General features: G+C 73.0%; 9 protein-coding genes and 2 pseudogenes. 4 read left to right on the top strand and 7 right to left on the bottom strand.

Annotated features, from left to right (window positions below):
- Positions 1-64: 64 nt before the first annotated feature.
- From BJY14_RS39920 to BJY14_RS39900, 5 genes and pseudogenes are all read right to left on the bottom strand, one after another.
- Positions 65-925: a helix-turn-helix transcriptional regulator gene (locus tag BJY14_RS39920; protein ID WP_179848330.1), complete on the bottom strand. Its 861-nt coding sequence runs from the start codon at positions 923-925 to the stop codon at positions 65-67.
- Positions 926-978: 53 nt separating this feature from the next.
- Positions 979-2,174 (bottom strand): annotated as a pseudogene (locus BJY14_RS39915) (CaiB/BaiF CoA transferase family protein).
- Entirely contained in the window at positions 2,171-3,349 is a 1,179-nt protein-coding gene (locus BJY14_RS39910) for an acyl-CoA dehydrogenase family protein (protein ID WP_179848329.1), read from the bottom strand. Before BJY14_RS39910 ends, BJY14_RS39915 begins: the two are co-directional and overlap by 4 nt.
- Positions 3,350-3,362: 13 nt before the next feature.
- A complete protein-coding gene (locus BJY14_RS39905; protein WP_179848328.1) occupies positions 3,363-4,157 on the bottom strand; it encodes an enoyl-CoA hydratase/isomerase family protein in 795 nt (264 codons plus the stop codon).
- 67 nt (positions 4,158-4,224) lie between these two features.
- On the bottom strand, positions 4,225-4,920 hold the full coding sequence (locus tag BJY14_RS39900) for a GntR family transcriptional regulator (protein WP_179848327.1): 696 nt from the start codon (positions 4,918-4,920) through the stop codon (positions 4,225-4,227).
- Between the two features lie 120 nt (positions 4,921-5,040).
- On the opposite strand from BJY14_RS39900, the gene BJY14_RS39895 reads away from it, so the two are divergent.
- Positions 5,041-6,192 (top strand): acyl-CoA dehydrogenase family protein, encoded by a 1,152-nt coding sequence (locus BJY14_RS39895; protein WP_179848326.1) that lies wholly within the window; start codon positions 5,041-5,043, stop codon positions 6,190-6,192.
- A 9-nt stretch (positions 6,193-6,201) separates the two neighbouring features.
- On the opposite strand, the gene glpK (BJY14_RS39890) is transcribed toward BJY14_RS39895, so the two are convergent.
- Both glpK (BJY14_RS39890) and BJY14_RS39885 read right to left on the bottom strand, forming a co-directional pair.
- Positions 6,202-7,728, bottom strand: coding sequence for a glycerol kinase GlpK (gene glpK, locus BJY14_RS39890; RefSeq protein ID WP_179848325.1), 1,527 nt, complete (start codon positions 7,726-7,728; stop codon positions 6,202-6,204).
- A gap of 69 nt (positions 7,729-7,797) precedes the next feature.
- A pseudogene (locus BJY14_RS39885) lies at positions 7,798-8,566 on the bottom strand (IclR family transcriptional regulator).
- 246 nt (positions 8,567-8,812) lie between these two features.
- Here BJY14_RS39885 and BJY14_RS39880 point away from each other — a divergent pair.
- From BJY14_RS39880 to BJY14_RS39870, 3 genes are all read left to right on the top strand, one after another.
- A complete protein-coding gene (locus BJY14_RS39880) occupies positions 8,813-9,640 on the top strand; it encodes an MIP/aquaporin family protein (protein ID WP_179848324.1) in 828 nt (275 codons plus the stop codon).
- 42 nt (positions 9,641-9,682) lie between these two features.
- The gene (gene glpK / locus BJY14_RS39875) at positions 9,683-11,203 is read left to right on the top strand and encodes a glycerol kinase GlpK (protein ID WP_179848323.1); all 1,521 of its coding nucleotides are present in this window, start codon (positions 9,683-9,685) and stop codon (positions 11,201-11,203) included.
- 112 nt (positions 11,204-11,315) lie between these two features.
- Positions 11,316-12,980 carry a glycerol-3-phosphate dehydrogenase/oxidase gene (locus tag BJY14_RS39870; RefSeq protein ID WP_179848322.1) on the top strand — a complete coding sequence of 555 codons (1,665 nt, stop codon included), beginning with the start codon at positions 11,316-11,318 and terminating at the stop codon, positions 12,978-12,980.
- Positions 12,981-12,982 lie beyond the last annotated feature (2 nt).

Here is a 12,982-nt window from a genome sequence, read left to right as displayed (position 1 = left end):
GCCGGAGAGCAGACAGACTCCGCTCATCCTGGGTGCGGCACCACCACCCTGAGCGGCCCGCCGGTCAGCCCGCGGCGGCGAGGGCGCGGCGCGCCATCAGCCGTTCGAGGCGCTCCTGCGTGCCGGTGCCGGGGCGCGGGTTGTGCAGCACCAGGGCGTGGCCCGGACGGTCGGCGAGCGGCAGCAGCGTGCCCTCGAAGACCAGCTCGCCCGCGTCCGGATGCCGGATGCCCTTGACCGCCTGGCCGCCCCCGCTGACCTCGTGGCGGGGCCACAGCTCGGCGAACTCGGGGCTGACCGTCAGGAGGTCCTCGATGATCCGGTCGAACTCGGGGTCGTCGGGGTAGCGGGCGGCGTCGGCGCGGAACCGCGCCACGTCGTCGGGCGCTGCGGCGGCCCAGTGGGTGTTCATCGACCGGTACCGGACGTTGGTGAAGTAGGTGACGAGGCAGTTGTGGTCGGTGTCGCCGTACCCGAACACCTCGCGGGCCGCGTCGTTGATCGCGACGAAGTTCCAGTGCCGGTCGCGGACGTAGGCGGGGCGCGGGGACCAGGCGTCCAGCACCCGCCGCAGCTCCGGCGTGATCGGGACGGCGGGGCCCGCCTCCGCCTGCGGCGGGTTCAGCCCGGCGAGCAGGTACAGGTGCTCGCGCTCGGCGCGGTCCAGCCGCAGCGTCCGGGCGATCGCGTCGAGGACGTCCCCGGACACCTTGATGTCGCGGCCCTGCTCCAGCCACGTGTACCAGGACACCCCGACCCCGGCGAGGACGGCGACCTCCTCGCGGCGCAGGCCGGGCGTCCGGCGCCGTCCCCCGTCGGGCATGCCGACGTCGGCGGGCGTGAGGCGGGCACGGCGGGTGCGCAGGAAGTCGCGCAGTTCCTCCCTGCGGCGGCCGGGAGCTGAGGCGGGAGTGCGGCTGGCCATGCCGCCACGATATCCGCCGGGCCCGGGGCCGCGGATCGGCGGTGGGGCGGCCGTCAGGCGACCGCGCCGGCGGCGCGCAGGGCCGCGATGGCGGCCTCGTCGCGTCCCAGCTCGCGCAGCACGGCGTCGGTGTGCTCGCCGAGCGCCGGGATCGGGTCCATCCGCGGCTCGGCGCCGGCGAACGTGATCGGCGGGAGCAGGGCCCGGATGTCGCCCACCGGGGAGCCCACCTCCCGCCACCGGTCCCGCTCGGCGAGCTGCGGGTGGGCGATGAGGCCGTGGCCGTCGTTCAGGGAGGCGCTCGGCACGCCCGCCTCGTCGAGCCGCCGCAGCAGCTCGTCCCGTCCCATGCGGGAGGTGACACCGGCGACGAGCGCGTCTACTTTCTCCCGGTTGCGGACTCTCGCCTGATTCGTCGCGTACTCGGGGTCGGTCACCAGGTCCGGCCGCTCCAGCACGCCGGTCGCCAGGGCCGCCCAGCCGCGGTCGTTCTGCACGCCGATCACCACGTCGGCGCCGCCGGACGTCGGGTAGGCGTCGTACGGGGCGATCACAGGGTGGCCCAGCCGCGTGCGCGGCGGCGGGGAGCCGGTGTAGAGCGTCGTGTACATCGCCTGGCCCATCCACTCGGCGACCGCGTCGAACATCGTGATCTCGATCGACGCGCCCTCGCCGGTGGCGCCGCGCCGCACGAGCGCGGCGAGCGTCCCGGAGAAGGCGTACATGCCGGCCGCGATGTCGGCGAGCCCGCCTTCACCGGCGTCTCGGGCGTGCCGGTGACCGAGATCAGCCCCGCCTCGGCCTGGACGAGCATGTCGTAGGCGCGCTTGTCCCGGTACGGCCCGCGCGTCCCGTAGCCGGACATCTCGACCACGATCAGCCGGGGGTCGCGGGCGCGCAGCTCCTCGGCGCCGAACCCGAGCCGGGCCGCCGCGCCCGGCGCCAGGTTCTGCAGGAAGACGTCGGCGCGCGCGACCAGGTCGGCGAGGACCGCGCGGCCCTCGTCCCGTTTGAGGTCGAGCGCGACCGACTCCTTCGACCGGTTGAGCCACGCGAAGTGCGTGCCGAGCCCGCCGCGCACGCCCGTGTCGTACGCGCGGGCGAAGTCGCCGCCGTCCACGCGCTCCACCTTGACGACGCGGGCGCCCTGGTCGGCCAGCTGCCGCGTGGCGAACGGCGCCGCGACCGCCTGCTCCAGCGCGACGACGGTGATCCCCTCCAGCGGCAGCGGGGCGCCCGCCGAGGTCACCGCTCCTCCAGCAGCCTGCGGCCTATGATCATCTTCTGGATGTCGGCGGTGCCCTCGCCGATCAGGAGCATCGGGGCCTCCCGGTACAGGCGCTCGATCTCGTACTCCGTGGAGTAGGCGTAGCCGCCGTGGATGCGGAACGCGTCCTCCACGACCTCCTTGCAGTACTCGCTGGCCAGGTACTTGGCCATCCCGGCCTCCAGGTCGTTGCGCTCGCCGGAGTCCTTGCGGCGCGCCGCCATCACCATCATCTGGTGCGCGGCCTCGACCTTGGTCGCCATCTCCGCCAGGCGGAACAGCACGGCCTGGTGCTCGGCGATCGGCTTACCGAACGTCTCGCGCCGGCGCGCGTAGTCCAGGGCCAGCTCGTAGGCGCGGCGGGCCACGCCGCAGCCGCGCGCCGCCACGTTGACGCGGCCGACCTCGACGCCGTCCATCATCTGGTAGAAGCCGCTTCCGGGCGTCCCGCCCAGGATCCGCGCGGACGGGATCCGGTAGGAGTCGAAGACCAGCTCGGTGGTGTCGACGCCCTTGTACCCCATCTTGTCGATCTTGCCGGGGACGGTGAGGCCGGGCGCGACCTCGCCGAAGCCCGGGTCCTTGTCGACCAGGAACGTGGTCATGCCGCGATGCCCGGCGGCGGGGTCGGTCTTGACCAGCGTCGCCACCAGGTTGGCCGAGCCTCCGTTGGTCAGCCACATCTTCTGGCCGTCGACGACGTAGTCGTCCCCGTCCGGGACGGCGCGGGTCCTGATGGCCGAGACGTCCGACCCGCAGCCCGGCTCCGACATCGAGAACGCGCCCCGGATCTCGCCGGCCGCCATCTTCGGCAGGTAGTGCGCCCTCTGCTCGGCGGTGCCGTGCTGGGCGATCATCCACGCGACGATGAAGTGGGTGTTGACGATGCCCGACACGCTCATCCAGCCGCGCGACAGCTCCTCCACCACCAGCGCGTAGGTCAGCAGCGACTCCCCCAGCCCGCCGTGCTCCGCACCGATCGTCAGGCCGAAGAGCCCGAGCTCCCTCATCCCGTCCACGATCGCCTGCGGGTAGGCGTCGGCGTGCTCCAGCTCGGTCGCGACCGGGATGATCTCCTTGTCGACGAACGCCCGGACGGTCGCGATGATCTCCCGTTGCTCGTCCGTCAGCCCGTGGGTCTGCTGCAGCCTGCTCACGTCCCGATCCTCCCTAACGGCCCTCGAAGCGCGGCGGGCGGCGCTCGGCGAACGCGGCCCGGCCCTCGGCGAAGTCGGCGCTGCCGAACAGGGCGGTCTGCTCCTCCCGCTCGGCCTCCAGCAGTCGCTCCAGGCTGAGGTCGGTGCGGGCCAGGAGGCGCTTGGCGGCGGCGACCGACAGCGGGGCGAGCGCGGCGGCCTCGGCGGCGCGCTCCAGTGCGGCGTCCAGGGCCGTGCCGGACGGGACGAGGGAGTCGGCAAGTCCGATCTCGCAGGCGCGGGGTGCGGGCACGGTCTGGCCGAACACCAGCATCTGCTTGGCGCGGCCCATGCCGACGCGCTGCGGGAGCGTCCAGAGCAGCCCGCCGTCGGCGACGAGGCCGACCTTTCCGAACGCGGCGACGAACCGGGCGTCCTCGGCGGCGACCACGTGGTCGCACACGGCGGCGAGGGACACGCCGAGCCCGGCGGCGGCGCCCTCGACCGCTGCGATGAACGGCGTCCCGCACGTCGCGATGAGCCGGACGGTCTCGTGCACCGGGTCGAGCCGCGCCCGGACGGCGTCCGGTCCGGCGCCCTCCATCGAGCGGACGTCGCCGCCCGCCGAGAACGTCCCCGCCGCGCCGGTCAGCACGACGGCGCGGACGCCGGGATCGTCCGCGGCGCGGCGCACCTCGTCCGCGAGCCGCTCGCGCATCGGGATGTCGATCGCGTTGCGGGCCTCGGGCCGGTTCAGCGTCAGCACCCGCGTGGCGCCGTGGTCGGCGGCGGTGACCACGCGCGCCGGTTCGGAGTCCCGGTCGTCCATCAGCCCTCCTGGAAATTTTTTATACGATATGCGGCCCTCCGGGGCTGGGGGAAGAGGGCCGGGGCCGTCAGCCGGGTCGCTCGTTCCAGAAGCCCTGCGCCTCCAGGTGCACGACCAGCAAAGTCCCGGCGTGCCGGACGTGGGCGCGCATCGCCTGCCGTGCCGCGTCGCCGTCCCCCGCCCGCAGCGCGGCGAGGACGAGATGGTGGTCGTCGACCGACGCCTGCGTCCAGCCCTCGATGCTGGAGTAGAAGCGGCGCGGGGCGTACCGCACCACGAGTTGCAGCAGCCAGGCCGTCTTGGGCGAACCCGCGCTCAGGTTGATGACCCGGTGGAACTGGTGGTTGGCGCGCTCGATGGCCGCGGAGTCGCGGGCCTTGGACGCCTCCTCCAGGAGCGCCTGCGTCCGGTCGAGCGACTCCAGCTCCGCCCCGGTGATCCTCCCGGCGGCGCGGGCGGCCAGCTCGCCGGCGAAGTAGGCCTGCGCCTCGAACAGGTCCTGGACGTCCTGCCGGGTGAGCGGCGCCGGCATGAACCCGCGCCGCGGCTCCAGCGTGACGAACCCCTCGCCGCGCAGCGACAGCAGGGCCTCCCGGACGGGCGTGACGCTGATCCCGAGATCTTCGGCGATGCGCTCCAGGCGGAGGAACTCCCCGTGCCTGACCTGGCCCGACATGATGAGGTCGCGGACGTAGGCGGCCACCTCGTCGCTCAGCTGGCGGCGCCGGCCGAGGGCCTGGTCGCCGGAAATCGCCACGCTCATCGTCTCCCGTGCGCCCGGTGGTGGGGTTCACATTATGGGCGGGCGATGGCCCGCCGCCCGTTGACACCGGGTATTTTCCTATCAAATATATGAAACACAGGGCGGGAGAAGGGCGGAGCCGTGTTCACGCTCAGCGACGAGGAGCGCGCCATCGTCGAGGTCGTCGCGGACTTCGTCGACAGGGAGGTCCGCCCGGTCGCCCGCGAACTGGAGCACGCGGGCACCTATCCCGCCCAGCTCATCGACCGCATGAAGCGGCTCGGCGTCTTCGGCCTCGCCGTGCCCGCGCCGTACGGCGACGCCGCCGTCTCCAAGGCCTGCTACGCGCTCGTCACCGAGGAGCTGGCGCGCGGCTGGATGACGCTCGCGGGCGCGTTCGGCGGCCACACGGTCGTCTCCCACCTGCTCGCCGTGTACGGCACCGAGGAGCAGAAGGCCCGGTACCTGCCCCGGATGGCGACGGGCGAACTGCGCGCCACGATGGCGCTCACCGAGCCGTCAGGCGGCTCGGACCTGCAGGCCATGAGCACGACCGCGCGCCGGGACGGCGACCGGTACCGCGTCGACGGCGCCAAGATGTGGATCACCAACGCGCGCACGTCCGGCCTGATCGCGCTGATGTGCAAGACCGACCCGGCCGCGTCGCCGCGGCACAGGGGGATCAGCATCCTGCTGGTCGAGAAGGGGCCCGGTCTGACCGTCTCGCGCGACCTGCCCAAGCTCGGCTACAAGGGCGTGGAGAGCTGCGAGCTGTCCTTCGACGGCTACGAGGCGCCGCTCGGCGCCGTGCTCGGCGGCGAGGAAGGGCGCGGCTTCGCCCAGATGATGCGCGGCCTCGAAGTCGGCCGCATCCAGGTGGCGGCGCGGGCCCTCGGCGTCGGGCGCGCCGCCCTGGAGGACTCCCTGCGCTACGCCCAGCAGCGCGAGGCCTTCGGCAGACCGATCTGGCAGCACCAGTCCATCGGCAACTACCTCGCCGACATGGCCACCCAGCTGCGGGCGGCCCGGCTGCTCACCCTCGACGCCGCCGAGCGCCTGGACGCGGGCGAGCGGTGCGACATGGAGGCCGGCATGGCCAAGCTCTACGCGTCCGAGGCGGCGATGCAGATCGCGCTGAACGCGGTCCGCATCCACGGCGCGGCCGGCTACTCCACCGAGTTCGACGTCGAGCGCTACTTCCGGGACGCCCCCCTCATGATCGTCGGCGAGGGGACCAACGAGATCCAGCGCAACGTGATCGTCCGGCAGCTCGTCGAGCGGTACAAGGCCTAGGGAACCGGCCTAGGGCGCCGCGGCAGGGTCCTCTCCCGCGCGGATCCAGTCGAACGTGCGCTCCACGGCGCGCTTCCAGTTGTCGTACTCTGCGGCCCGCCGGGCGGGCTCCATCGCCGGGACCCAGCGGGCGGCGCGGTGCCAGTTGCGGCGCAGCCCCTCCAGCCCCGCCCAGTAGCCGACCGCGAGCCCGGCGGCGTAGGCGGCGCCGAGCGACACCGTCTCCACCACCATCGGCCGCGCCACCGGGACGTTCAGCACGTCGGCGACCATCTGCATGACCAGGTTGTCCGACGTCATGCCGCCGTCGGCCTTCAGCTCCTTCAGCGAGAGGCCGGAGTCGGCGTTCATCGCGTCCACGACCTCGCGGGTCTGCCAGGCCGTCGCCTCCAGCACGGCCCGCGCCAGGTGCCCCTTGGTGATGTAGGAGGTCAGCCCGACGATGATGCCCCGGGCCTCGCTGCGCCAGTGCGGGGCGAACAGCCCGGAGAACGCCGGGACGATGTAGCAGCCGCCGTTGTCGTCGACGGTCCGGGCCAGGGTCTCGATCTCCGGCGCCGTGCTGATCAGCCCGAGGCCGTCCCGGAGCCACTGCACGAGCGCCCCCGTGATGGCGATCGAGCCCTCCAGCGCGTACACGGCGGGCTCGTCACCGATCTTGTAGCCGACGGTGGTGAGCAGCCCGTTGTCCGACCGCACCGGCGTCGTGCCGGTGTTCATCAGCAGGAACGCGCCCGTCCCGTAGGTGCACTTGGTCTCGCCCGGGGAGAAGCACGCCTGCCCGAACAGCGCGGCCTGCTGGTCGCCGAGGGCGGCGCCGACGCGCACGCCGGGGAACACGCGTCGGGCCGTCCCGTAGGTCTCGGTGGACGACCGGATCTCCGGCAGCATCGCCTTCGGCACCCCGAAGAAGTCGAGCAGGCCGTCGTCCCAGGTGAGCGTGTGCAGGTCCATCAGCAGCGTGCGGCTGGCGTTGGTCACGTCGGTGACGTGGACGCCGCCGTCGACGCCGCCGCTGAGGTTCCAGATCAGCCAGCTCTCCATCGTGCCGAACAGCACCTCGCCGCGCTCGGCGCGTTCCCGCAGGCCGGGCGTGTGGTCCAGCATCCAGCGGACGCGCGGGGCCGAGAAGTAGGTGGCCAGCGGCAGCCCGCTGCGCTCGGTGACCATCGCGGCGCCCGGGGCGCGGGCCAGCTCGTCCACGAGCGGACCGGTCCGCATGTCCTGCCAGACGATGGCGCGGCCGATCGGGACGCCGGTCAGCCGGTCCCACAGGACGGTCGTCTCCCGCTGGTTCGCGATCCCGACCGCCGCGACCTGGCCGGGCGTCGCGCCCGCCTGGGCGAGCGCCTCCGGGGCGATGCGCTCCAGGTTGCGCCAGATCTCCATCGGGTCGTGCTCGACCCAGCCGGGCTTCGGGAAGTGCTGCCGGTGCTCGCGCTGCGCCACCGACACCAGCCGGCCGCCGTGGTCGAACAGGATGCACCGGGTGGACGTGGTGCCCTGGTCGATCGACATCACGTACCGTTCGGTCACGGCCGGCCCCCTCCCCCTGGACGCGCCTTCCCGCGCGGCCGCGCCGGCGTCAGGACGGTCGGCCCGGCGTCACCAGCGCGAACCGCCGAGGTCCCGGGAGACGGCGCGGGCGGCGTCGCGCACGTAGGCCACGAGCCTCGGGTCGGGGACGCGGCGGGAGTCGCAGATCCGCTCGACCGCGCCGGAGATGCCGATGGCCCCGACGACCAGGCCCCCGTGCCCGCGGATCGGGGCGGCGATCCCGGCCCTCGCCGATGGACAGCTCCTCGGTCTCGGCGGCCCAGCCGTTCTCCCGGACGCGGGTGGCGGCCCGTGCGAGCTCCTTGGGGTCGGTGATGGTGCGCCGGCAGTAGGACTCCAGGACGGTGTCGCGGATGGACGCCGCCGCGTTGGCGTCGTGGGCGAGCAGCGCCTTGCCGAGCGCGGTGGCGTGCAGCGGCAGCAGCGAGCCGACGTCCATGGCCTGGAGCGTGTCGTCCGGGCGGAACACGTGGTGGACGACCAGCACCTTCCCGTCCAGCAGCGTCCCGATCCGGACGGCCTCGCCGCTGCGCGAGGCGAGCGCGTCGGCCCAGTTGATGGCGCGGGACCGCAGCTCGTTGACGTCCAGGTAGCTGGTGCCGAGGTGCAGCAGCGCGGCGCCGAGCTGGTACTTGCCCGTGCCGCCGTCCTGCTCGACGAAGCCGACGCGTTCCAGGGTGCGCAGGATGCCGTGCGCGGTGCCGCGTGCGAGGCCCAGCGAACTGGCGATCTCGCCGACCCCGAGCCGGCCCGAGCTCGCCGCCAGCAGGCGCAGGATCGCGGCCGCCCGCTCGATCGACTGCACAGGTCCGGGCATGGGGCCGATGGTAGGTCCATCGGCGACGTGCCGACAATGTCGGCGGCCGCCGCGATCATCGTCCTATGTGCCCTGAACTGCCCGGATTGTGTGATCTGGTGCACAGGGTGGAGGGTAACCGCCGCCGAGCCGGGACGAAAGTGTTCGACATTGTCGGCACCCTCCCGTTGTCAGGCGTTCCGTCCCGGCTTACGGTCCAGCCAGCCTCACGGGGCTCGCGTCCACCCCACCTGCCGAGGAGCATCCATGGCGGAACGCACCCGAATCCCCTCGCTGGCCGGTGAACTCGCCGCCGAGTTCGCCGGCACCCTGATCCTCATCCTGTTCGGCGTCGGCGTCGTCGCGCAGGTCGCCGCGGCCGAGATCGGCGACCACGACAGCATCGCCTGGGCCTGGGGCCTCGGCGTCACGCTCGGCGTGTACGTCGCGGCCCGGATCAGCGGCGCCCACCTCAACCCCGCCGTCACCATCGCGCTGGCCGCGTTCAAGGAGTTCGCCTGGCGCAAGACGGCGCCCTACATCGCCGCGCAGACCGCGGGGGCGTTCGTCGCGGCGCTGATCGTCCGCTGGAACTACAGCGAGGTGCTGGCCAAGGTCGACCCCGGCCACACCATCAAGACCCAGGGCGTGTTCTCCACCCTGCCGGGCAACGGCACGCTCCCGGTCGGCACCTGGGGCGCGTTCCGCGACCAGGTGATCGGCACCGCCATCCTGCTGTTCGTGATCAAGGCGCTCACCGACGTGCGCAACTCCCCGCCGCTCGCCAACCTCGCCCCCTTCATGATCGGCCTGCTGGTCGTCGGGATCGGCATGGCGTGGGGCACCGACGCCGGCTACGCGATCAACCCGGCCCGCGACTTCGGGCCGCGGCTCGCCTCGTTCCTCACCGGCTACGGCTCGGCATGGCGCGACCAGAACGGCGATCTCTACTTCTGGGTGCCGATCATCGGACCGCTCATCGGCGGCGTGCTCGGCGTCGGGCTCTACAAGGCGCTGATCGGACGGTTCCTGCCCCCCGCCGACGAGGACCCGCAGGGGCTGACGAAGCCCGAGCCCGAGTACGAGACGGCGTGACCCGCCCCGTCCCGCCCGCCACCACTCCAGGAGAACCCGCGCATGGCTGACTTCGTCGGGGCCCTCGACCAGGGCACGACCAGCACCCGATTCATGATCTTCGACCACGGCGGCAACGAGATCGCCCGCCACCAGCTCGAACACGAGCAGATCCTGCCCCAGGCCGGCTGGGTCGAGCACGACCCCACCGAGATCTGGGAGCGGACGCGCTCGGTCATCCAGTCCGCGCTGACCAAGGCGAACCTGTCGCACGGCGACCTGGCCGCGTTCGGGATCACCAACCAGCGCGAGACGACCGTGGTGTGGAACCGGCGCACCGGGCGCCCCTACTACAACGCGATCGTCTGGCAGGACACCCGCACCGACCGCATCGCCGCCGCCCTGGAGCGGGACGGCAAGGGCGACCTCATCCGGCGCAAGGCCGGCCTCCCTCCGGCCACGTACTTCTCCGGCGGCAAGATCCAGTGGATCCTGGAGAACGTCGACGGCGTCCGGGAGGCCGCCGAGAACGGCGACGCGGTCTTCGGCACGACCGACTCGTGGGTGCTGTGGAACCTCACCGGCGGGACGGACGGCGGCGTGCACGTCACCGACCCGACCAACGCCAGCCGCACCATGCTGATGGACCTGGAGACCCTCGCCTGGGACGACGAACTCCTCGCGCTGTTCGGGATCCCGCGCGCGATGCTGCCGGAGATCAAGCCGTCCTCGGCGCCCGACGCCTATGGGACGACCCGCGCGAACGGCCCGCTCGGCGGCGAGGTCCCTCTGACCGCGGCGCTCGGCGACCAGCAGGCCGCCACGGTCGGGCAGGTGTGCTTCTCCCCCGGCGAGGCCAAGAACACCTATGGCACCGGCAACTTCCTGCTGCTCAACACGGGCGAGGAACTCGTCCGCTCGAAGAGCGGGCTGCTGACGACCGTCTGCTACCAGTTCGGATCCGAGAAGCCGGTATACGCGCTGGAGGGGTCGATCGCGGTGACCGGGTCGGCCGTGCAGTGGCTGCGCGACCAGCTCGGCATCATCTCCGGCGCGGCGCAAAGCGAAGCACTGGCCCGGCAGGTCGACGACAACGGCGGCGTCTACTTCGTCCCCGCCTTCTCCGGCCTGTTCGCCCCCTACTGGCGATCCGACGCCCGCGGCGCCATCGTCGGCCTGTCGCGCTTCAACACCAACGCCCACCTGGCCCGCGCCACCCTGGAATCCATCTGCTACCAGTCCCGCGACGTCGTCGAGGCCATGCGCGAGGACTCCGGAGTCTCCCTGGACGTCCTCAAGGTCGACGGCGGCGTCACCGCCAACGAACTGTGCATGCAACTCCAAGCCGACATCCTCGGCGTCCCGGTCTCACGCCCCGTCGTCGCCGAGACCACCGCCCTGGGCGCCGCCTACGCCGCCGGCCTGGCCGTCGGATTCTGGAACACCACCGACGAACTCCGCCAGAACTGGAACGAAGACAAACGCTGGCACCCCACCTGGAACGACGACCAACGCCAACAGGGCTACGCAGGCTGGAAGAAAGCCGTCGACCGGACCCTCGACTGGGTCGACCTCGGCGACTGAGCGGCGCCTTCGCCGGGGTGCGGCGGGTTGTTGGCCCGGAGGTCCTCCGGGCGACGACTCGCCGCAACCCGGCGGCGCGACACTGGATCCGACCTCTCCTCGGGAGCACGCAGTGACATCTGTAGCCCTCGGCCCGCGGTACCGCGAGGACACCCTGCGCGACCTGGCGGAGACCGAGTTCGACGTCGTGGTCGTCGGCGGCGGCATCGTCGGCGCCGGCGCGGCGCTCGACGCGATCTCGCGGGGCCTGTCCGTCGCCCTCGTGGAGGCGCGGGACTGGGCGGCCGGCACGTCCAGCCGGTCCAGCAAGCTGATCCACGGCGGATTGCGCTATCTCGAACAGCGCGACTTCGGGCTGGTCAGGGAGGCGCTGCGGGAGCGCGGGCTGCTGCTGCAGCGGCTCGCTCCGCACCTGGTGCGCCCCGTCCGGTTCCTCTATCCCCTGCGCAACCGCGTGTGGGAGCGGGCCTACGTCAGCGCGGGCGTGTCCCTGTACGACACGATGGGCGGCGCGCGGTCGCTGCCCCGGCACCGCCAGCTCACGCGGCGCGCCGCGCTGCGGGAGGCCCCGGCCCTGCGGTCGGACGCGCTGGTCGGCGCCGTCCAGTACTACGACGCGCAGGTCGACGACGCCCGCTACACGATGATGGTCGCCCGCACCGCGGCGCAGTACGGCGCGAGGGTGGCCACCCGCGCCGAGGTGACGGGCTTCCTGCGCGAGGGCGAGCGGGTGACCGGCGTCCACGTCCTGGACCTGGAGGGCAACCGGGAGATCGCCGTGCGGGGCCGGCGCGTGGTGTGCGCGACCGGGGTGTGGACGGACGGCGCCCAGGCGATGACGGGGTCGCGGGCCGCGTTCGGCGTGCGGGCGTCCAAGGGCGTCCACCTGGTCGTGCCGCGCGACCGGATCCCGATGACGACCGGGCTGATCACGCGGACCTCCAGGAGCGTCCTGTTCATCATCCCGTGGGGCCGGCACTGGCTGGTCGGCACCACCGACACCCCGCACGCCGACGGCCCCGACGAGCCCGTCGCCGACCACACCGACATCGGCTACCTCCTCGACCAGGCGAACGCCGTCCTGCGGACGCCGCTCACGCACGACGACATCGAGGGCGTCTACGCGGGGCTGCGGCCGCTGCTGTCCGGCGAGGTGGACGACACCACGCGGCTGTCGCGCGAGCACGCCGTCGCCGAGCCGGTACCCGGACTCGTCGTCGTGACCGGCGGGAAGTTCACCACCTACCGCGTCATGGCGCGGGACGCGATCGACGTGGTCGCCGAGGGCCTCGACGACTCCGTGCCCGCGTCGGTCACCGGCCGGCTGCCGATCCTCGGCGCCACCGGGTACGAGGTGCTGTGGAACGAGCGGCGCCGGCTCGCCGCCGAGTCGGGGCTGCACGTCGCGCGGATCGAGCACCTGCTGAACCGGTACGGGTCGTGCGCCCGGGAGGTGCTGGCCATGGTCGCCGGCGACCCGGCGCTCGGCGCGCCCCTGCCCGGCGCCGGGGACTACCTGTGCGCCGAGGCCGTCTACGCGGTGACGCACGAGGGCGCCCTGCACCTGGAGGACGTCCTGTCGCGGCGGCTGCGCGTCTCGATCGAGGAGTGGGACGGGGGCGTGGCGGCGGCGTCCCGCGTCGCGGAACTCGTCGCGCCCTGGCTCGGCTGGGACGGCGAGCGGGTCAGCGGCGAGGTCAAGCGGTACGTCCTTCAGGTCGCGGCGGAGCGCCGCGGCGGCCCGGCCGTCGAGGAGGCGCCCGTCACCGCCGCCTAGGC

Origin of the sequence: Actinomadura luteofluorescens (assembly GCF_013409365.1) — a bacterium.
GTDB lineage: Bacteria > Actinomycetota > Actinomycetes > Streptosporangiales > Streptosporangiaceae > Spirillospora > Spirillospora luteofluorescens.
The sequence above is the reverse complement of the archived record's forward strand: the minus strand, read 5'-3'. Positions and strand labels throughout refer to the sequence as shown.

Bases quoted from the DNA above. Each gene is read 5' to 3' on its own strand.
- glpK (WP_179848323.1), top strand. From the start codon at position 9,683: ATGGCTGACTTCGTCGGGGCCCTCGACCAGGGCACGACCAGCACCCGA.
- BJY14_RS39900 (WP_179848327.1), bottom strand. From the start codon at position 4,920: ATGAGCGTGGCGATTTCCGGCGACCAGGCCCTCGGCCGGCGCCGCCAG.
- BJY14_RS39920 (WP_179848330.1), bottom strand. From the start codon at position 925: ATGGCCAGCCGCACTCCCGCCTCAGCTCCCGGCCGCCGCAGGGAGGAA.
- BJY14_RS39880 (WP_179848324.1), top strand. From the start codon at position 8,813: ATGGCGGAACGCACCCGAATCCCCTCGCTGGCCGGTGAACTCGCCGCC.
- BJY14_RS39905 (WP_179848328.1), bottom strand. From the start codon at position 4,157: ATGGACGACCGGGACTCCGAACCGGCGCGCGTGGTCACCGCCGCCGAC.